Here is a 23,080-nt window from a genome sequence, read left to right as displayed (position 1 = left end):
CTCTTTAAAGGGTCGTTCGAGACCAGGACGTTGATAGGCTGGGTGTGGAAGTGCAGTAATGCATTAAGCTAACCAGTACTAATTGCCCGTAAGGCTTGTCCCTATAACTTTGGTCAGTTATAGATCTGATGATAATCAGAAACTACGACAAGTATTACAATAGTGTGTGCTAAACGTAAGTTTGAGCGATCACAACCGATTATTTCTGACGGTAACACCGTCATACTTCTTCCCAATTGGATTTGTTGTTCTTCACAACTCAACGTGAAAACAGCGAATCAACAAGTTATGCCTGATGACTATAGCAAGTTGGTACCACCCCTTCCCATCCCGAACAGGACCGTGAAACGACTTTGCGCCGATGATAGTGCTGCAACCAGTGTGAAAGTAGGTCATCGTCAGGCTTTTATTCCGCATAGCCCCGTATTCTTCGCAGAATACGGGGCTTTTGCTATTCAACATCCCCCTTTGTTCCTGTTTCCTGACATTACAGAAGTGCCGTATTCTCTATTGATAGGTACGTAGAGCGATCGACTTCCCTTGAGGCGTTATAATCTGGCGACGTCGCTGTTACCAATTCAAATTCGTGCATCCCACCTAACATGAAAAATCATCAAAAGAAGATCGTTGTTGTGATCGGTGCCGGACCTGCTGGTTTGATGGCGGCTGAGCAAGTAGTTTTGGGAGGGCAAGACGTTCATGTATTTGATGCAATGCCTTCTGTCGGGCGAAAATTTTTGATGGCGGGCAAAAGTGGGTTGAATCTGACACACTCTGAGAAGTTTGATCAGTTTAAATTTCGGTATAGAGAGAAGTCGGAGTTCTTGGAGGCATGCCTTAAGGATTTCGATTCAGAGTCAATTCGCACATGGGTACATGATTTAGGGATTCAAACTTTTATTGGAACTTCTGGCCGTGTATTTCCGGTGGATATGAAGGCTGCACCATTGCTACGTGCATGGCTTCACCGTCTGAAAAGTCAGGGAGTTCAATTTCATATGCGACATAAATGGATCGCGGGTGACGAGGATAAGTTGAGCTTTATGACCCCGGAGGGTTTGGTGGAGCGTCATTATGATGCGGTGGTGTTTGCGCTCGGTGGTGCGAGTTGGAAGAGACTCGGTTCCGATGGCTTGTGGACAAAGATATTCGAAACTCATCAAGTAAGAACCATCGAATTCCAACCCAGTAATTGTGGTTTCATGGTTAACTGGTCGAACTATTTTCGTGAGAAATTTGCGGGTACGCCGTTAACGAATATTTCCGTTAGTGTGAAAAGAAGTAATGATGAAAACTTAACTAAGTTAGGTCAGTTCGTTGTCACTGAGCGTGGCGTGGAAGGAAGCCTCATTTATTCACTTTCAGCTGACATACGTGAAAAAATTAGAATCGATGGGTTTGTTGATCTGTATCTTGACCTTCTTCCTGGTAAATCCGCCGAACGGGTATTTTCAGAACTAAACGCACCTCGAGGCTCCCGATCTCTGTCAAGTCACCTACGCAGCAAATTGGGACTGCACCCTGTCCACTGTGCCCTTATCCATGAATGCCTGACCGATGAAGTGATTCAAAATATGCAACAATTGGCCAGCTTTTTGAAGGCCTTGCCCATTCGATTAATTGGAACTTGCCCAATCGATGAAGCGATTAGTACCGCTGGTGGCGTCGATTTCGCCGAGTTGAATCATGACTTTATGTTGCAATCGAAGCCAGGCTGGTTCTGTGCTGGTGAAATGCTCGATTGGGAGGCACCGACCGGAGGCTATCTTTTAAGTGCTTGCTTTGCAACTGGCGTTGCTGCCGGGCGAGGTGTAACAAATTGGCTAAGTGCGATGAACAAAACCGAAGATAGAGAGAAAATTGATGGTGACGAAGATGTCTGAGCTGCATGATGTTGTTTCTCCATGCGTCAAGCTATGCAAGATCGATAAGCAAACAGAGCTATGTCAAGGGTGTTTGCGCACTATCGATGAAATTGTAGTTTGGAGCAAGGCCACCAATGGCCAAAAATTGGAGATCTGGGACAGAATCCATCAACGCCAATTATTGGTTTCGAGCGAAAAACCATAACACATAACTTACAGTTCAAGTTTTTGATCGAAATTGCCGTAAAGCACATAAGACCTAAAGGAAAAATGACTATGCGATCAATCAGCTTGACCCTCGCTGCCTTGCTTATAGCAACTTCTGCACTAGCGAATGATCCACCTGCTAAATCGCAAAAACAGGCCTCAAGTAAAGAGGACATCTTGAGTGCGCAAAAGGAAGAAACAAAGCCAATAAAAGAAGCGCCAGTGCGCGAATCGAAGGCGGAATCTGCAGCTCGAAAGAAGGAAGCTCAAGCCGCAGATGAGTTGGCGGTAAAAATCGCAGAGCGACTTGCCGTGATTCGCAAGGATAAAGAAGAAACTAGTAGACCTCTGATTCGTCCTTATGTCCGCCCTTATTCCATTCCCGTTAAGAAAACCGGCAGCATGGAAGATAAATCCAAAAAAGTTGGACCGTCTTCAGGTAAACACTGGTCTTACGACGGCGAAGAAGGACCACTTGCTTGGGGGAAACTGAATGCTGCCAATACCAAATGTGACCTTGGAGAGCGTCAATCTCCGATCGATATCCGTGATGGCATTCGGGTCGAGCTTGATACTATTAATTTTGACTATAAGCCCAGCCAGTTTCAAGTGATCGATAACGGTCATACGATACAGGCCAATTTCGGCTCTGGAAATTATCTTAATGTGTCAGGTAAAAATTTCGAGTTAAGTCAGTTGCACTTTCATCGCCCATCAGAGGAGCGTATTAACGGCAAAGGCTTTGAGATGGTAGCGCATCTCGTACATAAGGATCGTGAGGGTAAATTGGCTGTACTTGCTATATTGTTGGAGATTGGTGAACCTCACTCAATAGTCCAGGCAATTTGGAATAATCTACCGTTAGAAAAAAATGAAACGGTAAAGGCGCTAAAGAACTTAGATATCATTCAGCTACTACCGAAACGTCATGATTACTATACTTACATGGGCTCACTGACCACGCCTCCGTGCAGCGAGGGGGTGTTGTGGTTCGTGTTGAAAGAGCCTGTGCAAATATCAGCGGAGCAGTCAGCAATCTTTGCGCGCCTGTATCCAAACAATGCTAGACCGATTCAAAAAACTGGTGGACGAATTATCAAAGAATCTTTATAAAATCCCCAACAAAGGTTCCTTAAACAGAAAACTTGAATGGCAAGTATGCTGAGTTTGAATATCATTGGCGCAGGACGAGTGGGGAAAAGCCTCGGTCGATTATTTTGCCATCATCACGTATTTCAGATTGCACAAGTCTTTAACCTTTCAAGTGCGAGTAACCAAGCCGCTTTAGCCTTCATTGGTGAGGGGCAAGCTGTTAACGACATCGCTAAAGTCAACTCGTCTGACATCACTTTGCTAGCCGTACCAGATGATGCTTTTGCTTTGGCCATAGCGCAGCTAATTACGGCTGGTGCACTCAAGCCACAAACGATTCTATTTCATTGTAGTGGTTCCAAATCATCTAAGGACTTGCTGCGGCTTTGCCCGAATTTAGAACATCTACAAATCCAGTTAGCGAGTATTCATCCGGTGCGTAGCTTCGCTGATCCTGATGAAGTCTGTTCCGATTTTGCTGGGACGATTTGTAGCGTCGAGGGCAGCCCGCAGGCACTGGCGATCTTAAATCCGGCGTTTACATCGATTGGTGCAAGGCTAGTGAATATCGATTCGGAGAATAAACTGCTTTACCATGCAGCATCAGTATTCGCTAGCAATTATCTTGTAACTTTAATGGATACCGCAATCGCGACTTACGTTGCGGCTGGGGTTGAAGAAAAATTAGCGCAGCAAATGGCGCAATCTCTGGCAAGTAAAACGCTTGAAAACGTGTTTAAGTTTGGCACAAGCAAAGCACTGACTGGACCCATTAAGCGCGGTGATCAACAGACTGTGCAAGAACAAGCCGCCACAGTGCAAACTTGGGATGCAGACCAAGGAGCCTTGTACCAAGCCTTTATTCAACCAACTATAAAATTGGCAAAACGCTAGTCACCAATTCCTAGCTATTCAGAAAAATAGACGCTGTTACGGCCATTTTCTTTAGCCTGATATAGCGCAACATCCGCACGCTCAAAGACACTATCCTCAGTTTCTTGTGACTTACATTCCGCCACACCCATGCTAACGGTTAGCGACAAACGTCCTTTAGCGAGATCGGTTGTTCTTGAAAAATCATTGGCAGCAATCGTACTGCGTAAATTTTCTGCGATCGATGTGGCCTTTTCCAGCGAACAGTTTTTGAGTAACAGCAAAAATTCTTCGCCACCCCAACGACAAATTACATCGCTCTCACGTAAGGAGCGGCGAGAAATTGCAGCGATCTCTTTTAATACGTGATCGCCGATTAAGTGACCGTGTTTGTCATTGATTTTTTTAAAGTGATCGATGTCCATTAAGGCCACACAAAGTGGTTGACGTGAACGTTCGCTGTCTAATAAGGCTTGTTGAAATACGAAATCAAAAGCCTGACGGTTTAATAGCTTGGTCAGGGAGTCGGTGGCAGCCGATTTTTCGATACGCATTTGGTAGCGTCTGACTGAAAGCAAGACGATCAATAAAACGGCGATCGTGATTGCAAAACCAATCGCCGCATTCACTAGGAGTAGTTTTTGAAGAGGCCTAAGTTCGGCGTCGAGATTTTGTTCAACCAATAAATGCCAGCCTAGCTCGGGAATAAAGCGCGAGTTCACATAAATCGACTCCCCTTCCAAGCTATATTCCAAATGCAATGACTCATTTTTTGTGTTTGCCAGTATCGACTTGGCGACCTGATTAATACCGAGGATACTCGTGATATTGATTTTCTTTTGTTTGAAGGAACTACCGGAAAGAACCAATGTGCCTTTTTTGTCGATGAAAAAAATTTTCCGTTGAAAGCGTGTTTGGTAACTATCGATGAGATTTTTCATCGTGTCCAAAGTTAGGCCAATGCCAACGGCACCTAGAAATTTTCCGTGGTAATCAAGTACACGATGGTTAGTAAAAATCGTCATGTTGTCTTGATTTGCCATGTCGATGTCAACATTGGTCTCGTAGGGCACTTTGAGATTTTTCACGCGGAAAAACCATTGATCGCGTGCTTCGCTTTCGTTAATGCTTTTGAGCAGACCATCGGGAAAATAATAATTTTTACTGAGATCACTCACAAGAAAGCTCGAAATCGCATTGTTTTTTACTTTGATTTCTTTGAGATACTTCGATATCTGTGTGCTGTCTTGTTCGCCTTCTATAATCCAATCGCGCACAAAGGTGTCGTTGGCCATTTGCGCAGAGACAAAAACGGGCCGGAGGATATCTTTCTGGATTTCCGAATAAATATTATCACCTGTAATTGGCAAGGTATTTTCGGATAAACCGCGACGTAAAGCATCTTTTGAAACGAGATAGCTGGTTGCGAGAACCGCCACAAAGCCAAGAATGAGAATTAATGAAATCCAAATCAACAGACTGTATTGTTTTAGTGATTTACTCATAGGCCGATTGCAGCGCGATTTTATAGTTGTTTAGAGCGGGAAGTGGTGTCAAACGTAGACAGATTAAGTGCCAAGATCATACTATAAACTTTTCCATAATTAAGCTCAATTGCCGATAGTCGATGTAATTCAAACCTTAGGAGCGATTATTTCTGCGTAAAATGAAACAGCTTATTTTCATGATAACAATGATTTTCTGCACAAATGACGCTAGCATGTCGAGAGTTCATATTTTGCTGTGACGCACTGAGAAGCAAAGCAGTGACCCCCAGCTAAGCAATCAATTTACCTGAATTGGAAACCTATGCCACCTATCTCTAAAATATCAGCCCCGGTTATTGCGTCCTATTGCTGTGCAGCTTTGGGACTTTTTTTAGTGCTTAAAGCTGGCTTATTGGTTGCCTTGTTTTCTGGCCTATTGCTATATTCTTTGGTGCGCTTAATGGTGCCGACAATACAGAGAAAATTCAGTAATCAGCAAGCCAGAATGATCGCTGTGATCTTTTTATCCTGCATCATCATATTGATGATTAGCCTCGGTATTTGGGGTGTGGTGATCTTCTTGCGCAGTGATTCTGGCAATTTACAATCGTTGTTGCAAAAATTAGCAGAATTGCTTGAGACATCAAGGCAACAGTTGCCAATTTGGGTCAGCACCTATCTTCCTGAGGATGTTGACGCGCTCAAACGAATGTTAACTACGGCGTTACACGAACACGCCAGTGAGGCCAAGGTATTGGGGCAAGAGGCCGGGCATCTGATTGTGCATCTCTTACTTGGGATGATCATTGGCAGCATGGTTGCCTTGCAAGATGTCAGTAGCGCGCATCAATATCGACCGTTCTCAGGGGCTCTACACCAAAGAGTCGCCAACTTAGCGGACATGTTTCATCGCGTGGTTTTCGCACAAGTACGAATTTCCTTAATTAACACTGTCTTTACGGGCTTATTTCTAGCGGTGATTTTGCCTTTGGCTGGTGTGCATTTACCACTGGTGAAAAGTATGATCGCGATTACTTTTGTAGCTGGCTTAATACCTGTGGTTGGAAATATCATATCGAATACCGTCATCGTGATCGTGAGTCTTTCACATTCATTGCAAATGGCGGCGAGTTCATTGGCATTTATGATCATAATTCATAAGTTGGAGTATTTTCTTAACGCCAAAATAATCGGTTCTCAAGTGAATGCGAAGGCATGGGAGTTATTGACAGCTATACTGGTGATGGAGACGCTGTTCGGATTGCCAGGCGTGGTGGCGGCACCCGTGTTTTATTCTTATGTGAAGAAAGAATTGGTTGAACTTGGATTGGTATAAATTTTTGTGAAAAAAATTTGGGTATTAGATAGAAAGCAAAATCATGATTTTAGAATTAGCAGACATACGCATCCATCCTGGGAAACAGGCCGCATTTGATGTGGCAATTCAATCCGGCCTCAATGAAGTTATTGTGCATGCAAAAGGGTTTCGCGGCTTTAAAGTGAACAAGGGAATTGAGTCTCCTGAACGTTATGTATTAATGATTTTTTGGGATACTCTGGAAAACCATACGGTGGACTTTCGTGAGTCTCCAGCATTTCTAGCATGGCGCAATATCGTTGGTCCCTATTTTGCAGCGCCACCGGTAGTCGAGCATTTTGATCTATTAGCGAAGTCAGCATAAATTCAGACAAGTGAATAAATCACTTATGATTTACAAGGGAATGTTCGCTTGTAAAAATTTGATTTGCCCCAAGCTGTATCCATTGGTCAAACTTGACTGGTTGATTGCTCGCTAATATCGATCTTCTGTAAAGTCCTATTGATTTTTTGTTTGCAAAGGTAATTATGGTTCCTCACCTCGCCACCGCTTTGAACGGTCCGCTATTGGATTTCGAAAAGAAGATTTTAGAAGCGACCCCTTCCATCGAGCGCTGGTTTCGCCTTGAATGGCAAGAGCACACACCGCCGTTCTATTGTTCGGTTGATATGCGTAATTCTGGTTTTAAATTGGCGCCGGTTGACACCAATTTATTTCCAGGGGGATTCAATCACTTAGGCTCTGAGATGTTGCCCTTGGCGGTACAGGCGTCGATGGCGGCAATTGAGAAATACTGTCCGGATGCCCGCAACCTTTTATTGATTCCGGAAGACCGTCCGTGTAACGCATCGTATTGGCAAAACATTGCACGTCAGATGCAAATTTATCGTCAAACTGGGTTGAATGTTCGTCTGGGAAATTTGGATGAAAATGCGACTGAGGTGAAGACTATTGTATTGGCGGATGGTGCTGAATTGCTGGTGGAGCCTTTGCAAAGATCGGCAAATGGCCGTCGATTGGGATTGAAGAACTTTGATCCATGTACCATTTTATTAAACAATGATCTGTCGACACGCATCCCCGCTATTTTAGAAAACATTCACGAGCAGACGCTGTTGCCGCCATTGCATGCTGGCTGGGCGATGCGACGTAAAACGAACCACTTCGCTAGTTACGACGAGGTTGTTAAGAAATTCGCAAAGATGGTGGAGATTGATCCATGGTTGATCAATCCTTTTCACGCCAAATGTGGCGATGTCGATTTCGAAGCCGGAACGGGCTTAGACGGACTAATGGCTAGCGTCGATACGATCTTGGCGAAGATTCGTAAAAAATATAAAGAATACGGCATCAAAGATAAGCCTTTTGTGATCGTGAAGGCCGATGCGGGTACTTGCGGAATGGGCATCATGACGGTACGCGATTCGCGCGAAGTGAGAGACCTCAGTTCCAAGCAGCGAAACAAAATGACGGTGGTCAAAGACGGTCGAGAAGTTCATGATTACATTGTGCAAGAAGGTGTGTATACCTTTGAACAAATCGATGAAAGTGTAGCGGAGCCGGTCGTGTATATGATCGACCGATATGTAGTCGGAGGATTTTATCGTGTGCATCAAGATCGTGGCGTTGATGAAAATTTGAATGCGCCAGGGATGGAATTTGTGCCATTGGCATTTGCGCAGCAACACGCTGTGCCTGATGTGCGCGCCAAGCCAGGAACGGCAGCGCCAAATCGTTTTTATATGTACGGCGTAGTCGCCCGTTTAGCACTGTTAGCGGCTTCGCTTGAATTAGAAAAAACTGACCCTAATCCAGAAATTTACTGAGTTCAAACAACATGAAAATTGTATTCCTCACCGATCCATTGGCACAATTTAAGATTTACAAGGACTCAACCTACGCGATGATGGCCGAGGCGGTGAGTCGCGGACATCAAATTTTTGCTTTCGGCCCTGCCGATATGGCATTGTCATCCGGGATGGTGAGTGCGTCGGTTCAAGAAATTCATCTGACTGGGGATCCTAAGGACTGGTACCGGTTGGGGGACGTGCGTGAGTGTGAATTGCAGGAATTTGATGCGGTCTTGCAGCGCAAAGATCCGCCGTTTGATATGGAGTATATTTATGCGACCTATTTACTAGATCTCGCTGAGCAACAAGGGGCTTTGGTTTTTAATAAACCTTCAGCGATACGGGATCACAACGAAAAACTCAGCATCGCGCAATTTCCGCAGTTCACGACGCCAACCTTGGTCACTCGTAATGAAGCCAAGATTCGCACCTTTTTCGACCAGCATCGGGACATTATTCTTAAACCGTTGGATGGCATGGGTGGTGCAGGGATCTTTCGGGTGCGCGAAGATGGTATGAATCTCGGCTCGGTCATCGAGACGCTGACGAACAATCAGCAACGAACCATCATGGTGCAGAGATATATTCCCGAGATTGTGCAAGGAGATAAACGTATTTTGCTGATCGGTGGCACGGTGGTGCCTTTTGCTTTGGCAAGGATTCCGCAGAACGGCGAAGTGCGTGGGAATTTGGCTGCTGGTGGCATCGGTGTCGCACAAAAATTAACCGAGCGAGATCTCGAAATCGCACAAAGCTTAGCGCCAATACTTTCCGAACGTGGCTTGTTGCTGGTAGGATTAGATGTAATTGGTAACTATTTGACAGAAGTCAACGTCACAAGTCCGACCTGTTTCCAAGAGATTCATCAACAGACTGGCGTGAATGTGGCAGCGATTTTTATCAATGCTTTAGAAAAACAAGTTGAGAAGTTCAAACAGAAAAAGTAGCTCGCAGCATCGCTGCAAATTGATTGGGATATGGCATGGTAGGTTTACTGTTATTGACGCATGCGCCATTGGGAAGTGCTTTCATACAGGCTGCAGCCCATGTATTTCGAAGTAAGCCAGAACGACTCGAAGCGATTGACGTGGTGGCGGATCAAAATGTCGATGATGTTCGTCGTTTAGCGCGTGAGGCTGTAGCGCGTTTAGACGATGGCTCTGGCGTTTTGATTATGACGGATATTCTTGGAGGTACACCATCCAATTGTTGCCCTCAGATTGCCGATGCTAATCAGATCGCGGTAATAGCGGGTATCAGCCTGCCAATGTTGTTACGTGCCATCACATATCGCCAGGATCAATTAGATGTGGTGGTCGAGATGGCGTTGGCTGGTGGGCAGAATGGTGCGACCAGAGTAGAAAGTAGAATTCGTATCGGACAAAGCTAGAGTCGTGATGAGAAATTGTTAAAACCGAATATCTGGATGTAAAGAGATTCCAAAATGATTCAACAAGAAATTGAAATTATAAATAAACTCGGTTTGCATGCAAGAGCCTCCGCCAAGTTGACACAATTAGGTGGAAAGTTTAAATGTGAAGTTTGGTTAACCCGCAATAATCGCCGCGTGAATGGTAAATCCATCATGGGCGTCATGATGCTCGCCGCAGGCAAAGGTACAAAAGTCTTGTTGGAGACCAATGGCGAGGACGAACAAGCTTGCTTTGACGCTATTGCTGCATTAATCAACGATCGTTTTGGCGAAGGCGAATAAGTCTTTCTGGGTTTGAGGTGTCATTAGTCGCCCCATCCTTCATCATTGACCCATAACATATAGCGAGGCCACGTGGCATCCTTTTCCCTTCAAGGCATTCCAGTTTCACGCGGCATCACGATTGGTCGTGCCCATTTGTTGCGACCAGCGGCAATGGATGTGAAACATTATCTCGTCTCACAAGAGCAAGTGGAGGCTGAAGTTGCACGCTTACAGCAAGCGATCGCGCGTGTGCATTTGGATCTGCAATCGATTTGGGCAGAATTACCAACCGATGCCCCAACCGAGTTGGGCGCTTTTTTGGATGTTCACGCGTTAATTTTGTCCGACCCTATGTTGTCGGAAGCGCCCTTAGACATTATTCGTGCCAGACACTATAACGCGGAGTGGGCGCTAGTCACGCAAGTAGACGTGTTGTCTGCCCAGTTCGATGAAATTGAAGATGAGTATCTTCGCGAGCGCAAAGCGGATATTCAGCAAGTTGCCGAGCGTGTGCTAAAACTATTGACAGGTACTGCTCATCAACTCCCGCGCGCCTTAGGCGTTGATGAGCAAAATGCAAATATGATTGTGGTGGCGAGGGACATTTCTCCCGCCGATATGATGCAGTTTCGCGATGTCGCTTTTACAGGCTTTGTCACCGACGAAGGTGGTACCAATTCTCACACCGCCATTGTGTCTCGCAGTTTGGGAATCCCAGCTGTCGTTGGTCTCGGCAATGCATCTCAATTAATTGCACAAGACGATTGGTTAATTATCGATAGTGATGCGGGCGTCGTGATTGTAGCGCCATCGCCGCTATTGATCGCGCAGTATCGCAATCAACAAGCTATTTTGCTGAAAGCGAAAAAAAAGCTCGGAAAATTAAAGAAAACGCCAGCGATAAGCCTCGACGGTATTGAGATTACTTTACTTGCGAACATTGAATTGCCACAGGATGCACAAGTTGCCGTTGACGCTGGTGCTAGCGGCGTTGGACTCTTTCGTTCCGAATTTTTGTTTATGGGGAGAACGGGAGTAGAGCATCAATTGCCAAGCGAAGAGGAGCAATTTGCTGCCTATAAGCAGGTGGTCCAAGTCATGAAGGGCAAGCCTGTTACGATTCGGACCTTGGACGTTGGTGCGGATAAACCACTTGATCACAGTGAACATAACATCTTGAATCCGGCACTGGGGTTGCGTGCCATCCGTTATTGTTTGAAGGAACCGCAAATATTTCGGACACAGTTACGTGCAATACTAAGGGCATCGGCTTTCGGCACCTTGCATATTTTGATTCCGATGATTGCGCATGCGTTTGAAATCGAACAATCGCTGGCGATGATAGAGCAAGCCAAAGCCGAATTGCGGAATGAAGCCATTGCGTTTGATGAAGATATACAGGTTGGCGCTATGATTGAGATTCCGGCGGCGGCACTTAGCTTGCCCATGTTCGTCAAGAAGCTCGACTTTTTATCTATTGGTACAAATGATTTAATTCAATACACCCTGGCAATTGATCGCGCGGATCACGAGGTGGCACATCTCTATAACGATACCCATCCTGCCATTTTGCAGTTATTGCATATGACCGTCAGCGCTGCGCAAAAAGCAGAAATTCCTGTCGCGATTTGTGGCGGTATGGCTGGGGATATCAAATTAACTCGTTTATTAATTGGCATGGGCTTTCGTGAATTATCAATGCCAGCGGCATTGTTGCCTGAGATTAAGCAAGAAATTCTTGGTACTAATATTGCAGAACTTGAACCAAGTATTAAAAAGATTTTGCGTACCTATGACCCGCATTCATTGCAAGAGCTATTGTCCAGCGTACGGGATCAAGCGTTTAACAAATGAAGGTTTTGATGTGTTAGCTTTAGCTCAATATTTCTTTTCTTCGCAGATCGCTTGTAATGTGAAATTTCTATCGAGAAATTTTTCCTGACGAAATTATTTACTCTGAGATCAACAAATCTAGTGGTTTTTTGCCACTAGATGACTTGCCAACAGGCAAAAATGGAGTATATTCTAACCAAACAGTGGACTTGCCGTTTGCTTCAAGACTGACAGGCTCTGTAAGATTCCTTTTTACCCTGATTGTCTAATATTATAAGACTCAAATTTGTCGGTATTTGGTTTTGCCCAAAGATGAATATTGAGAATTTTTGAACCTCCTTACTTGGCTGAAAAGACATGAACTTAACTACAATGAAAGTGGGTAAGCGCCTCGGGCTCGGTTTCGCACTTGTTTTGATCTTATTGATCGCGGTGACCAGTCTTGGTATTTCTAGAATGGCGTTGATTCAAGATCGGCTTGAAGATATTGTGAATGTGAGCAATGTCAAAAGCCGATTGATTATTGATATGCGCGCGATCGTTTATGATCGTCAGGTGTCGCTGCGTAATCTCACATTGTTGACCGACATTGATGACATGTCTAAAGATCTTAAAAAGATTGATGAACAGTCGAAGTCTTATAATGAAAAAGAAACTAAACTGGCTGAAATGCTAAAGAATGAGCATGGAACTTCAGAAGAGAACACCTTATTTACCAAGTTAAAAGATAAAGAGAAAGCTGCGGCTTCCTTGCCAAACATGGCACGCGATCTTGGTCTTGCGAATAATCCAGAAAGTGCAACAATCGCATTGATCAAGAAAATTCGTCCAGTGCAAGACGAATGGTTCAAAGTCTTAGATGAATTAGTGAACTTGGAAGATAAACAAAATGCCTTGGTCGCGGAAGAAGCGAAATCTGCTTTTGGTAATGCAAGAAACGTATTGCTGATGCTCGGTGGACTGGCTTTAATTTTAGGTATTATTGCGGCAGTTATTATTACACGTAGCTTACTCAAGCAACTTGGCGGTGAACCAGACTATGCAGCCGATATTGCGAGTCAAATCGCAGCTGGTGACTTGTCCGGCATTATCGATACCGATAACGGCGACACTGAAAGTTTATTGGCTGAGATGAAAACGATGCGTGATAGCCTAGTGAATATTGTCGGCCAGGTACGTGTCGGTACCGATACGATCGCAACGGCGTCCCGTGAAATCGCCACTGGCAATTTAGACTTGTCTTCTCGTACGGAACAGCAAGCGAGCTCATTAGAAAAAACTACCGCTTCCATGAAGGAATTAACGACGACAGTGAAGCAAAATGCAGATAATGCGCGGGAAGCGAATAAATTAGCAGCGTCTGCATCCGATGTCGCGCGTCAAGGCGGTGTGGTTGTTGCCGAGGTGGTCGATACCATGAGTTCGATCAACGAATCCGCTAAGAAAATCGTCGACATTATTAGTGTGATTGACGGCATCGCGTTCCAAACGAATATTTTGGCACTGAATGCTGCTGTAGAAGCAGCGCGTGCTGGTGAGCAAGGTCGAGGATTTGCTGTGGTTGCCTCAGAAGTGCGAAGTTTAGCGCAGCGAAGTGCTGCTGCCGCTAAGGAGATTAAGACTTTGATCGGAGATTCCGTTGAAAAAGTCGAAATTGGTAGTAAGTTAGTAGGGCAAGCAGGAGCGACAATTGATGAGGTCGTCTCAAGTGTCCGTCATGTGACAGATATCATTGCTGAGATTAGTGCTGCTAGCCAAGAGCAAAGTTCTGGCATTGAAGCAGTCAACCTCGCAATTATCGAAATGGATGGGATGACACAACAAAATGCTGCTTTAGTTGAAGAAGCCGCTGCCGCTGCACAAAGTTTGCAAGACCAGGCTGGTGAGTTGGCAAAGGTCGTCAGTATCTTCAAATTAAACCCTGGCGAAAATACCTTTGCGAATCGGTCAATTCCAACGCCTGCACGTCGAGTCGACACTGCGCCAGTCCCAAAACCAAAGCCAGCGGTTAAGTCTCTTCCTGCGGCGAAACCCGCTCCACGAAAAGCAGCTCCAGCAAAAAACGATGATGCAGATTGGGAAGAATTTTAAGAGCTAGTATTTGGTATATCAATCAATATTGAATTTGCTGGAGATTTAGTGAGACATCATTAACAAAAGAGGCGAAGATATGCGATTCCATCTAGTGGCAATAAGTATCATTTTTGGTGTTTTTTTTAGTTTTCATGCCAACGCAGCGGTCGTTTTACCCGTTGCAGATACAAAATCATGTGACTTGCCAAAGTATCCTAAGGCATCTTTAATGAATGAAGAAACAGGCACTGTGACGATGGCGTTTTTAGTGGGAACTGATGGTAAGCTGATAGAATCTAAGATTGAGAATTCGAGTGGCTCTAAGAGTTTAGACAAGGCGGCGCTGGCAGCATTTGTTTTGTGTAAATTCAAAGCTGGTACAAAAGATGGTAAAGTTGAACAAATGTGGGCCAAAATAGATTACGTCTGGAAATTCTAGAATCTCTGAATTCTGGTTTCTAGGTGGCTCTTAACCAATTAATTTAAATGAGTTTGTTTATGAACGTTAAATTTTCCTTGATCGCGATTGGCTTTTATTTGGCAATTTCCAGCTTTAGTCACGCTGCTGAAGTTGCTCCAGTTATGGATAGCAAATCATGTGATTCGCCAAAGTATCCCAAAGCGGCTTTGATGAACGAAGAGACTGGTACTGTATCAATGGGTTTCTTGGTTTCACCAGATGGTAAAGTTGTCGAATCTAAAGTGGAAAAATCCAGTGGTTCTAAAAGCTTAGACAAAGCCGCATTGTCTGCTTTGAGTCTATGCAAATTTAAACCTGGTTCAAAAGATGGAAAGCCAGATCAATTATGGGCAAAAGTCGATTTTGTCTGGAAGCTTGAATAAAACGATATCGCTAGTTCAAAATGACCCGTCATTGTATTGGCGGGTTTTTTTTTAGATTGGCGTAAAGCGTGAGTGGCTATTTTTTTAAAACGATTGACTTAGTAAGTTCTACTAGGTAAGTTCAACTAAGTTTACATGAGGTATTTTGTATGTATTTAACTTTTATAAATGGTGAATGGCATCAAGGAAATACTGCAGTCATGGGGGCCATGGATCATGGTGTTTGGTTAGGCTCTTCAGTTTTCGATGGTGCCCGCGCGATTCATGGGCACTTCCCAGATCTGCGTTTACATTTAGCAAGAGCGATTCGTTCAGCGGAATATTTAGGCTTGGACTGTCCATATTCCTTAGATGAATTGGAACAGCTTTGTCGTTCAGGCGCCAAGAAATTTTCAGCAGATGCTGAGTTGTATATCAGGCCTTTGATTTTTGGTACTGAAGGTTTATTGATTCCAAGTCAGTCAGGATTTGCTTTGACTTTGTTTGATGCTCCCTTGCCTGCTTTTTCCGGATTTTCTGCATGCCTCGCAACGCAGCAACGTCCCAGCCCGTTGATGGCACCGACTGACGCTAAAGCTTCTTGTTTATATCCAAATACAACACGAGCATTACGTGACGCTAAAAATCGCGGTTTTGAAAATGCTGTTGTATGTGATGCAGATGGTCATGTGGCTGAATTTGCGACAGCCAATTTATTTTTTCAGAGCGAGGTTGGACAATTGGTGACACCAATCCCGAATGGCAGCTTCCTTTCGGGTATTACTCGCGCCAGAGTGATCGAGCTATTGAGCAAGCAGGGTGTACAGGTTGTGGAACGTAGCGTTGTCCCAGAGGAATTGTTGTCAGCAAGAGAAATTTTCAATACGGGCAATTTTGGTAAAGTGATGCCATGTACTCGTTATGAAACGCATGAAATGCCGATAGGTGAGTTCACGACGCTAGCGAGGAAGTTGTACATGGAATTTATGGCGACAACTTAAGACTTGAGGTGTAAGTCAAGATCGATAGAAGTCAAATTGTCGTCTTGTCTCGATACTTGATTGATTCTATTTTATGGGGCGCTGGCACACCGCTTAAGTTCGGCTACATTGTAGTTGTTGTGTCGCGCTGATACAGCACGTGATCTAGGCGAACCGCTAGGTCATGTGCCGTTTCTGGCCCCTTGTGTTTTTCGACTGCTTCCAGAAATACGCCGCGTAATTCTATAAAATCATCCAAGGACGCTGCCCTTTCAACTTTCAATTGCAGGCCAAACCCTCTGAGTCCTAAAGTCTGTTTGACAGTTTCATTGAAAAAATTTCTTACTGCAATTAACCGAGCGTAGCTTGATTCTACCGTTGGTGTTGTTTCGAGCTGATTGTCTACGGATGCTTCAATCGCGCTAGCCGTAGCCGTAGCCGTAGCTGTAGTGAGTAAGCCTGCCACTTCAGTGCGCCTTGCAATAAATCCTTCTGCGAGTAAGCTATCGAGATGGGACTGTGTAAGGCCTAGACCATATACATTCTTGAGCAGCTCCGTTGCACTACGCTTGCCGTCAATAATGACTAGTAAAGGGCGCAATTTCGCACTCAAATGATATGTCCTATGGGATATCTCATCCTTCCCTTTTTCTGTTTTGTCAAAGTAGACATCGTGCATGAGTATCACCTAAATTCAAAGTCTATCTAAAAAGTGTAGTCGCAATACATCGATACACAATAGGGGAATTCCTTTAGATCAGTTTGAAAATTGACTGCCAAAAAAACGCCCAGTCAAATTGACCGGGCGTTTGATTGTGATCAATTCCTCGTGATCAGTTAGTCGTTAGCATAAATATCGACATCTTTAGTTTCTTTGATAAACAACATACCAATAACAAAAGTTACTGCCGCTACAATGATTGGGTACCACAGGCCGTTATACATGTTACCTGTTTGGGCCACAATGGCGACACCTGTTGCTGGCAACAAACCACCGAACCAGCCATTACCGATGTGGTAAGGCAACGACATGGATGTATAGCGGATGCGGGTTGGGAACATTTCAACCAGCATGGCAGCAATTGGGCCATACACCATCGTAACGTACACCACTAAAATCGACAGAATCAAAATGATCATAGGTTTATTGACACCAGCTGGATCTGCTTTTGCAGGATAGCCTGCTGCACGCAACGAATCTACTACTGACTTTTTGAACGCAGTGTCTTTCGCTTTTGCATCAGCAGCTTCTAAACCATTCGAAGTGTATGATTGAATGACTGTCGTACCGATGGCGATAGTTGCCGGTCCTTGTCCTTCTACGGTTTCATAGCTGGCAGAATTGGCTGCTAACACTTGCTTTGCAATATCACAGGAACTGGTGAATTTCTTCGTGCCTGTCGGATTAAATTGGAAAGAGCATTCTTTTGGATCCGCTGTCACTACGATTTTATTAGCCGCTTGTGCTGCAGCAAGCGCCGGATTGGCCGCTTCCGTTAATGCCTTAAAGAGCGGGAAATAAGTTAAAGCAGCAATCAGACAGCCGGCCATGATGATAGGCTTACGGCCTATCTTATCGGACAAGGCACCAAAAATAACGAAGAATGGGGTGCCGATAATCAAGGATGCCGCGATCATCAAGTTGGCAGTCGCATTGTCTACCTTTAATGTATTTGTCAGGAAGAACAAGGCATAGAATTGACCGGTGTACCAAACGACAGCTTGACCAGCAGTTAAGCCGACTAATGCCAAGATAACGATTTTCAAGTTGCCCCATTTACCGAACGATTCTGTTAACGGTGCTTTAGAAACTTTACCTTCGGATTTCATTTTTGCGAATGCTGGTGATTCGTGCATGGACATACGAATCCAAACTGAGATAATCAGCAACAAGGCAGAAACCCAAAATGGAATACGCCAGCCCCAATCAGCAAACTGTTCTTCGCCTACTGCAGTACGGGCGCCCAAAATTACTAACAGGGATAAAAACAGACCAAGTGTTGCGGTGGTTTGAATCCAAGATGTAAAGAAGCCGCGCTTGCCTGCTGGAGAGTGTTCTGCAACATAGGTTGCAGCGCCACCATACTCACCACCCAGAGCTAAACCTTGGAGCATGCGCAGTACGATTAGGAGAATTGGTGCGGCGATGCCGATCATTTCATACCCTGGCAAGCAACCAACGATAAAGGTGGAGCCACCCATGATGACGATGGTGACCAAGAAGGTGTACTTACGTCCGATCATGTCGCCTAAACGACCAAAGACTAAAGCACCGAATGGACGCACAATAAAGCCAGCAGCAAATGCTAGCAGAGAGAAAATCATTTGTGAGTTTGGATCAAGTGCGGTGAAGAATTTCTTACCAATAACGGCAGCTAAAGTGCCATAGAGATAAAAGTCATACCATTCAAAAACGGTACCTAAGGAAGATGCGAAAATGACTTTTCGTTCCTCTTTTGTCATACTTCCTGATGCAACATTTGGGTTACCCATATACTGTCTCCGATTGTGGTTGTCGTTATGTTACTGATTTTACGTGCTACAAATCCTCATATATTTATTCGCTCACCTAATAAACTATCAATTTTAGTTAAAAATGACAATCAATATTTTCCCTTAGACGCGAAAAATCTTTACATAATTCGCCCTTGTTGCAAGGCAACAAATTAATCTCGCTTTTAGAAGCACAATGCATTTCAAATAGATTACTGTCGTTGTGAAATAGTCCCATAAATCTATTTGTGGAATTCTTCAGTTGTGATGAATTTTGACTTACATCAATAAAAAATGAGCGATTAAGATGGAGGCTAAATGAGACAGCAGCATTGTGATGTTTTAGTGATTGGGGGCGGCATTAATGGCGTCGGCATTGCCCGTGATGCCGTTGGAAGAGGGCTATCTGTCATTTTGTGTGAAAAGGATGATTTGGCCGCGCACACCTCGTCCGCATCATCAAAATTAATCCATGGCGGTTTGCGCTATCTCGAATACTATGAATTTGGCTTAGTCAGAAAAGCACTGCTTGAGCGTGAAGCCCTGTTGCGTTTGGCGCCGCACCTGATTTCTCCGTTAAGTTTTGTCATGCCTTATGTGTCCGGTTTACGCCCGTATTTCCTGCTGCGTGCTGGACTTTTTATTTACGATCAATTGGCGAAGCGAGAATTGTTGGCGGGCTCGCAAAGTGTCAGATTTTCCAAACACATCTCCGGACCGTATTTAAAACAACACATACAACGAGGATTTTTATATTCCGATGCTTGGGTCGATGATGCCCGTTTAGTGATAGTCAACGCCCTCGATGCACAGGAACGTGGAGCCACGATATTGACGCATACCCGCTGTGATGCTGTGCAGTCTCATGACGGCCGATGGCGTGCGCAACTTAGTCAACATGTACAAGGCGTCTCCCAATCGATTGAAGTGAATGCCGCTTGCATCGTGAATGCGACTGGTGCCTGGGCAGCACAATTGCAAGGCTTGTTTGAGCCTAAGGAAAAGCCTAAACAATTGCGATTGATTAAGGGCAGTCATATCATCGTAAAGCGACTCTTCGCGCATGAGCATGCCTATATTTTTCAGCATCCAGATGGACGTATTGTGTTCGTTATTCCTTATGAAAATGAGTTTAGTCTCATTGGAACGACAGACTTTGAGTATCAAGGCGAGTTAGAGAACTTAACAATTTCGTCGGATGAAACGGCGTATCTATGCAACTTATGCAATGCGTATTTTCAACAGCAGATCTCGCCAGCAGATGTGTTACACAGCTATGCTGGAGTCCGCCCCCTAGTTGACGATGGTAGTGCCGATGCGAAGTCCATAACCAGAGATTACCAACTTGAATTTATCGACGACCCGGCGCCAGTCTTGCATGTGTTTGGTGGCAAGATCACCACCTATCGCCGTTTAGCCGAAGACGCCCTCAATATGATCGCTCCTTATTTGCATTGTGAGGCTAAAGCGTGGACAAAAGATGTCTGCTTGCCAGGAGGAGATATCTCGTCGCCGCAGCCCTCTAATCAAAATGTTCGTGAGTTTCCAAGATTTATTCAGCAATGCTGTGAGCGGTATCCATGGATTGCTGTATCCACGGTGACTAGAATGGCACACGCCTACGGAACTAGAATTCATCAGATTTTGGGGGGCTGCAAAGATGCAAAATCCATGGGAGGGCAAGTCTTGCCGGGATTGTTTGCTTGCGAGTTGAATTATTTATGCATCAATGAGTTTGCCCGGTCGGCTGAGGATATTTTGTGGCGTCGTACCAAACTTGGATTGCACCTGTCACGTGATTCTGAGGAGGTGTTGAACGCATGGTTGGCGCAACACCATCCCTTATTTGCTCCGCCTTCGGTTTAGATAGAAAAATAACTGAGTTTCATTTTAAACGTCGCATTCATCGCGCTAATTTGCCTTTTGTCCCCTTGGTTTTGCAATATGTCGCTATTCGATGTCTTGGATCTTTTCTTCGCTATACAGTGTGAACATGCATTCATTTGAGACATGCGCAATTAGCTCAATAGGGAGAGAAAAATGAATAAGACGGAATACATGAATACCTTGCAGCATGAGCTGCAAGATTTGCCTGCAGAGTTGCGTGTAGAAACTTTGGCGCAATACGAACAATTGTTTGCGGATGGTCTGGCTGCAGGCAAAAGTGAACATGAGATCACTGAGAAACTAGCCAATCCTCGTTTGGTTGCGGCACAAAAACGTGCGAATGCACGTTTTCAGAATCTCAAAAATGACTTCAGCATAGGAAATATCTTCACACTATTTATTGCCCTCGTTGGCGTGGCAATATTCAATTTCTTTATGTTGATCCCAGCTTTTATTTACGGTGCGTTTTTATTCGTCGCCTACTTAAGTTCACTTTGCCTGTATGGTGCGGGGATTGTCGTGTTCGCTGCCAGCATTTCCGGCGTCAGTGACATGGAGTTTAAGCTGCCTCATCAACATCATCGCTTCAATGGACATCTAATTAGTCAGCATCAACATCGTGAAGGCGCGGTGACCATCAATTTGAGTGAGAGTGGAATCGTCATTGATAAAGGCGTGCACAGAAAAATTATTGAAAACGTGCAGGATTTCGACAAGCTAGAAAAATTTGAAACACATACGAATACGCTTAGCATCAAAAACAAAATGCAAGCATGGCATGTCTTTTTAGGCCTAGGTTTGCTGCTTGTTGGTACTGCTTTACTTTTGCTCTGTATTTGGATGACGCGTCTAACGGTGCTCGGCTTCGCCAAGTACTTTATGTGGAACCTCAACTTGCTGCGCAGTACGCTCAGAAATTCAAGTGCTAGCGTCTAACTCGAACACCTCATTGTCATCGGAGAAAAAATGAAATCCTTATTAAAATTTGGCGTCGTGTTGATCATTTTTGGTTTAGTGATGAGCCTATTAACCACCGTATTTATACGGGCAAATGCCGTTACTAAATCCGATATGAATACGGCCAGTGAGACTCTCAACGCGGAAAAGTCTCCCGTCAATCCAGTTCAAAAACCGTAGCTGATACTTTCCACGTATCGTCCAGCCCGACCATCTTGGTTGGGCTTTTTCATGTCCGCCGTGATCGTATTGCCTTGATGCTGTGGAATAGAATTTGGTCAGTCAGCAAGTCTAGATTGCTTAAATTTTATGCGTAATTGCCGACGATGCAGTCAAAAATCCACAATTGCTGCATAAGAACATCGACTTTTCATAGTCCTAATTGCGCTCGTGGTCGTTCTGCGATAATCTTTGAGCGTTTGCACAATTTCATCTATTCAATTCGGCATTGAATTTGAAATATTGCGCTTTATTGTTCACCCTGATCGATTTGGATTTATGACTACTTTCCACAGTAAAAGCTTACTCATCATGTTGTTTGTGTCTTGCTTCATCTCTGGGGCGCAAGCGCAACAAAATTCTATGCAATTTACTAGCGCAGCGAATGCAAAAGTCGCGAAAGCCTCGGCGCTTAAATCTAAATGGGAAGGTCCAACTGCCGGACCACAGCTGCAAAAAGATAAAAAAATTATCTTCATCGCGCATGATATGAGCGATGCTGGCACCTATGGTGTTTTTAATGGTATGAAAGAAGCGGCAGCAGGTACCGGCTGGCAAATTCTTCCACTTGACTGCCGTGGACAATGTAATCAAGGTGCCGGTGTTGTTAAGCAAGCGCTAGACATGAAACCTCAAGGGATCGTGCTCGCTGGTGTTGATGCTGCAAGCCAGTCTAAAGGGCTGACTGCCGCGAGTGAAGCAAAAGTGCCGGTTGTCGGTTGGCACGCCAGTTTTAAAGCTGGCGCTGTGCCTGGTTTGTTCACTAATATCACAACAGATCCAAAAGAGGCGGCACAAATCGCAGCCTTGTTTGGTGCCACTGAGGCGAGCAATAAAGCCGGTATCGTGGTCTTTACCGATACCTCAACCCCATTCTTGGCAACCAAGTCTGGTGCCATCGTTGAGGCCTTACGTCAATGTGAAGCTTGTCGTATTCTCAGTACCGAAGATTTGCCCTTAGCGGAGTCGCGTAAGAAGTTTCCGTCGGTAATCGAAGGTCTGGTCAAGCGTCATGGCTCCAAGTGGACGCATGTCATCGCGGTCAATGATATTTATTTTGATATGTTGGATCGGCCAGAGGTTGAAAAAGTAGTGGCAGCAAATAAATTGCGTGGTATTTCCGCAGGAGATGGTTCCCCTACTGCATATAAGCGAATTCGTAAAAGTGACGTGCAGATCGGTAGTGTTCCTGAACCATTATTTTTACATGGTTGGCAATTGGTTGATGAGTTAAATCGTGCTATGTCGAAAGTGGAGCCTAGCGGTTACAATGCCCCCTTGCATTTAGTAACATTGCAAAATATTACCTACGATGGTGGACCAAAAGATGTGTTTGATCCATCCAATGATTTTCGCGCTAAATATCTCTCCTATTGGGGGAAATAAATCGAAAACGAATAACGAGAAAAGGGCGAATTTTTCGCCCT

22 protein-coding genes and 2 rRNA genes are annotated in these 23,080 nt (G+C 44.6%); 21 read left to right on the top strand and 3 right to left on the bottom strand.

Annotation, left to right across the window (positions count from 1 at the left end; translation table 11 throughout):
* From H8K52_RS08115 to H8K52_RS08090, 6 genes are all read left to right on the top strand, one after another.
* Window positions 1-103 (top strand): 23S ribosomal RNA (locus tag H8K52_RS08115); the annotation flags it as partial.
* A 188-nt stretch (window positions 104-291) separates the two neighbouring features.
* A 5S ribosomal RNA gene (gene rrf / locus H8K52_RS08110) occupies window positions 292-404 on the top strand.
* Between the two features lie 198 nt (window positions 405-602).
* Window positions 603-1,883: a TIGR03862 family flavoprotein gene (locus tag H8K52_RS08105; protein ID WP_186922388.1), complete on the top strand. Its 1,281-nt coding sequence runs from the start codon at window positions 603-605 to the stop codon at window positions 1,881-1,883.
* Complete coding sequence (locus H8K52_RS08100; protein WP_186922387.1) at window positions 1,864-2,070, top strand: DUF1289 domain-containing protein; 207 nt, start codon at window positions 1,864-1,866, stop codon at window positions 2,068-2,070. Before H8K52_RS08105 ends, H8K52_RS08100 begins: the two co-directional genes overlap by 20 nt.
* A complete protein-coding gene (locus tag H8K52_RS08095; protein ID WP_246464351.1) occupies window positions 1,983-3,185 on the top strand; it encodes a carbonic anhydrase in 1,203 nt (400 codons plus the stop codon). The genes H8K52_RS08100 and H8K52_RS08095 overlap by 88 nt, the downstream gene beginning before the upstream one ends.
* A 36-nt stretch (window positions 3,186-3,221) precedes the next feature.
* Window positions 3,222-4,058 carry a Rossmann-like and DUF2520 domain-containing protein gene (locus H8K52_RS08090; RefSeq protein ID WP_246464349.1) on the top strand — a complete coding sequence of 279 codons (837 nt, stop codon included), beginning with the start codon at window positions 3,222-3,224 and terminating at the stop codon, window positions 4,056-4,058.
* A gap of 14 nt (window positions 4,059-4,072) precedes the next feature.
* Here H8K52_RS08090 and H8K52_RS08085 read toward each other — a convergent pair whose 3' ends face one another.
* Entirely contained in the window at window positions 4,073-5,542 is a 1,470-nt protein-coding gene (locus H8K52_RS08085; RefSeq protein ID WP_186922386.1) for a sensor domain-containing diguanylate cyclase, read from the bottom strand.
* 304 nt (window positions 5,543-5,846) lie between these two features.
* On the opposite strand from H8K52_RS08085, the gene H8K52_RS08080 reads away from it, so the two are divergent.
* From H8K52_RS08080 to H8K52_RS08030, 11 genes are all read left to right on the top strand, one after another.
* Window positions 5,847-6,860 carry an AI-2E family transporter gene (locus H8K52_RS08080; protein ID WP_186922385.1) on the top strand — a complete coding sequence of 338 codons (1,014 nt, stop codon included), beginning with the start codon at window positions 5,847-5,849 and terminating at the stop codon, window positions 6,858-6,860.
* Between the two features lie 43 nt (window positions 6,861-6,903).
* Window positions 6,904-7,206, top strand: a complete 303-nt coding sequence (locus H8K52_RS08075) for an antibiotic biosynthesis monooxygenase family protein (RefSeq protein ID WP_186922384.1) — start codon at window positions 6,904-6,906, stop codon at window positions 7,204-7,206.
* A gap of 164 nt (window positions 7,207-7,370) precedes the next feature.
* On the top strand, window positions 7,371-8,669 hold the full coding sequence (gene gshA, locus H8K52_RS08070) for a glutamate--cysteine ligase (protein ID WP_186922383.1): 1,299 nt from the start codon (window positions 7,371-7,373) through the stop codon (window positions 8,667-8,669).
* Between the two features lie 11 nt (window positions 8,670-8,680).
* Window positions 8,681-9,640, top strand: a complete 960-nt coding sequence (gshB, locus tag H8K52_RS08065) for a glutathione synthase (RefSeq protein ID WP_186922382.1) — start codon at window positions 8,681-8,683, stop codon at window positions 9,638-9,640.
* A gap of 35 nt (window positions 9,641-9,675) precedes the next feature.
* Window positions 9,676-10,083, top strand: a complete 408-nt coding sequence (locus tag H8K52_RS08060; RefSeq protein WP_186922381.1) for a PTS sugar transporter subunit IIA — start codon at window positions 9,676-9,678, stop codon at window positions 10,081-10,083.
* Window positions 10,084-10,137: 54 nt separating this feature from the next.
* Window positions 10,138-10,407 carry an HPr family phosphocarrier protein gene (locus tag H8K52_RS08055; protein WP_186922380.1) on the top strand — a complete coding sequence of 90 codons (270 nt, stop codon included), beginning with the start codon at window positions 10,138-10,140 and terminating at the stop codon, window positions 10,405-10,407.
* Between the two features lie 72 nt (window positions 10,408-10,479).
* The gene (gene ptsP / locus H8K52_RS08050) at window positions 10,480-12,243 is read left to right on the top strand and encodes a phosphoenolpyruvate--protein phosphotransferase (RefSeq protein WP_186922379.1); all 1,764 of its coding nucleotides are present in this window, start codon (window positions 10,480-10,482) and stop codon (window positions 12,241-12,243) included.
* Window positions 12,244-12,579: 336 nt separating this feature from the next.
* The gene (locus tag H8K52_RS08045; protein ID WP_246464347.1) at window positions 12,580-14,313 is read left to right on the top strand and encodes a methyl-accepting chemotaxis protein; all 1,734 of its coding nucleotides are present in this window, start codon (window positions 12,580-12,582) and stop codon (window positions 14,311-14,313) included.
* Window positions 14,314-14,392: 79 nt separating this feature from the next.
* A complete protein-coding gene (locus H8K52_RS08040; RefSeq protein WP_186922378.1) occupies window positions 14,393-14,734 on the top strand; it encodes an energy transducer TonB in 342 nt (113 codons plus the stop codon).
* 59 nt (window positions 14,735-14,793) lie between these two features.
* Window positions 14,794-15,138 carry an energy transducer TonB gene (locus tag H8K52_RS08035; protein ID WP_186922377.1) on the top strand — a complete coding sequence of 115 codons (345 nt, stop codon included), beginning with the start codon at window positions 14,794-14,796 and terminating at the stop codon, window positions 15,136-15,138.
* A gap of 149 nt (window positions 15,139-15,287) precedes the next feature.
* Window positions 15,288-16,118, top strand: a complete 831-nt coding sequence (locus H8K52_RS08030) for a branched-chain amino acid aminotransferase (protein ID WP_186922376.1) — start codon at window positions 15,288-15,290, stop codon at window positions 16,116-16,118.
* 103 nt (window positions 16,119-16,221) lie between these two features.
* Here the strand turns inward: H8K52_RS08030 and H8K52_RS08025 are convergent, their stop codons facing one another.
* Together H8K52_RS08025 and H8K52_RS08020 are read right to left on the bottom strand one after the other, a co-directional pair.
* On the bottom strand, window positions 16,222-16,776 hold the full coding sequence (locus H8K52_RS08025) for a hypothetical protein (RefSeq protein WP_186922375.1): 555 nt from the start codon (window positions 16,774-16,776) through the stop codon (window positions 16,222-16,224).
* 158 nt (window positions 16,777-16,934) lie between these two features.
* The gene (locus tag H8K52_RS08020; protein WP_246464345.1) at window positions 16,935-18,590 is read right to left on the bottom strand and encodes an MFS transporter; all 1,656 of its coding nucleotides are present in this window, start codon (window positions 18,588-18,590) and stop codon (window positions 16,935-16,937) included.
* A gap of 318 nt (window positions 18,591-18,908) precedes the next feature.
* Between H8K52_RS08020 and glpD the strand changes: the two genes are divergently transcribed.
* From glpD to H8K52_RS08000, 4 genes are all read left to right on the top strand, one after another.
* Window positions 18,909-20,456 carry a glycerol-3-phosphate dehydrogenase gene (gene glpD / locus H8K52_RS08015; protein ID WP_186922374.1) on the top strand — a complete coding sequence of 516 codons (1,548 nt, stop codon included), beginning with the start codon at window positions 18,909-18,911 and terminating at the stop codon, window positions 20,454-20,456.
* Window positions 20,457-20,630: 174 nt separating this feature from the next.
* Entirely contained in the window at window positions 20,631-21,413 is a 783-nt protein-coding gene (locus tag H8K52_RS08010) for a DUF1700 domain-containing protein (RefSeq protein WP_186922373.1), read from the top strand.
* A 30-nt stretch (window positions 21,414-21,443) separates the two neighbouring features.
* The gene (locus H8K52_RS08005) at window positions 21,444-21,614 is read left to right on the top strand and encodes a hypothetical protein (RefSeq protein WP_186922372.1); all 171 of its coding nucleotides are present in this window, start codon (window positions 21,444-21,446) and stop codon (window positions 21,612-21,614) included.
* 318 nt (window positions 21,615-21,932) lie between these two features.
* A complete protein-coding gene (locus H8K52_RS08000; RefSeq protein WP_186922371.1) occupies window positions 21,933-23,039 on the top strand; it encodes a substrate-binding domain-containing protein in 1,107 nt (368 codons plus the stop codon).
* The last annotated feature ends 41 nt before the right edge of the window (window positions 23,040-23,080 follow it).

Origin of the sequence: Affinundibacterium seohonense (genome assembly GCF_014284305.1) — a bacterium.
Classification (GTDB): domain Bacteria; phylum Pseudomonadota; class Gammaproteobacteria; order Burkholderiales; family Burkholderiaceae_D; genus Undibacterium; species Undibacterium seohonense.
This window is presented reverse-complemented; position numbering and strand designations above follow the sequence as displayed.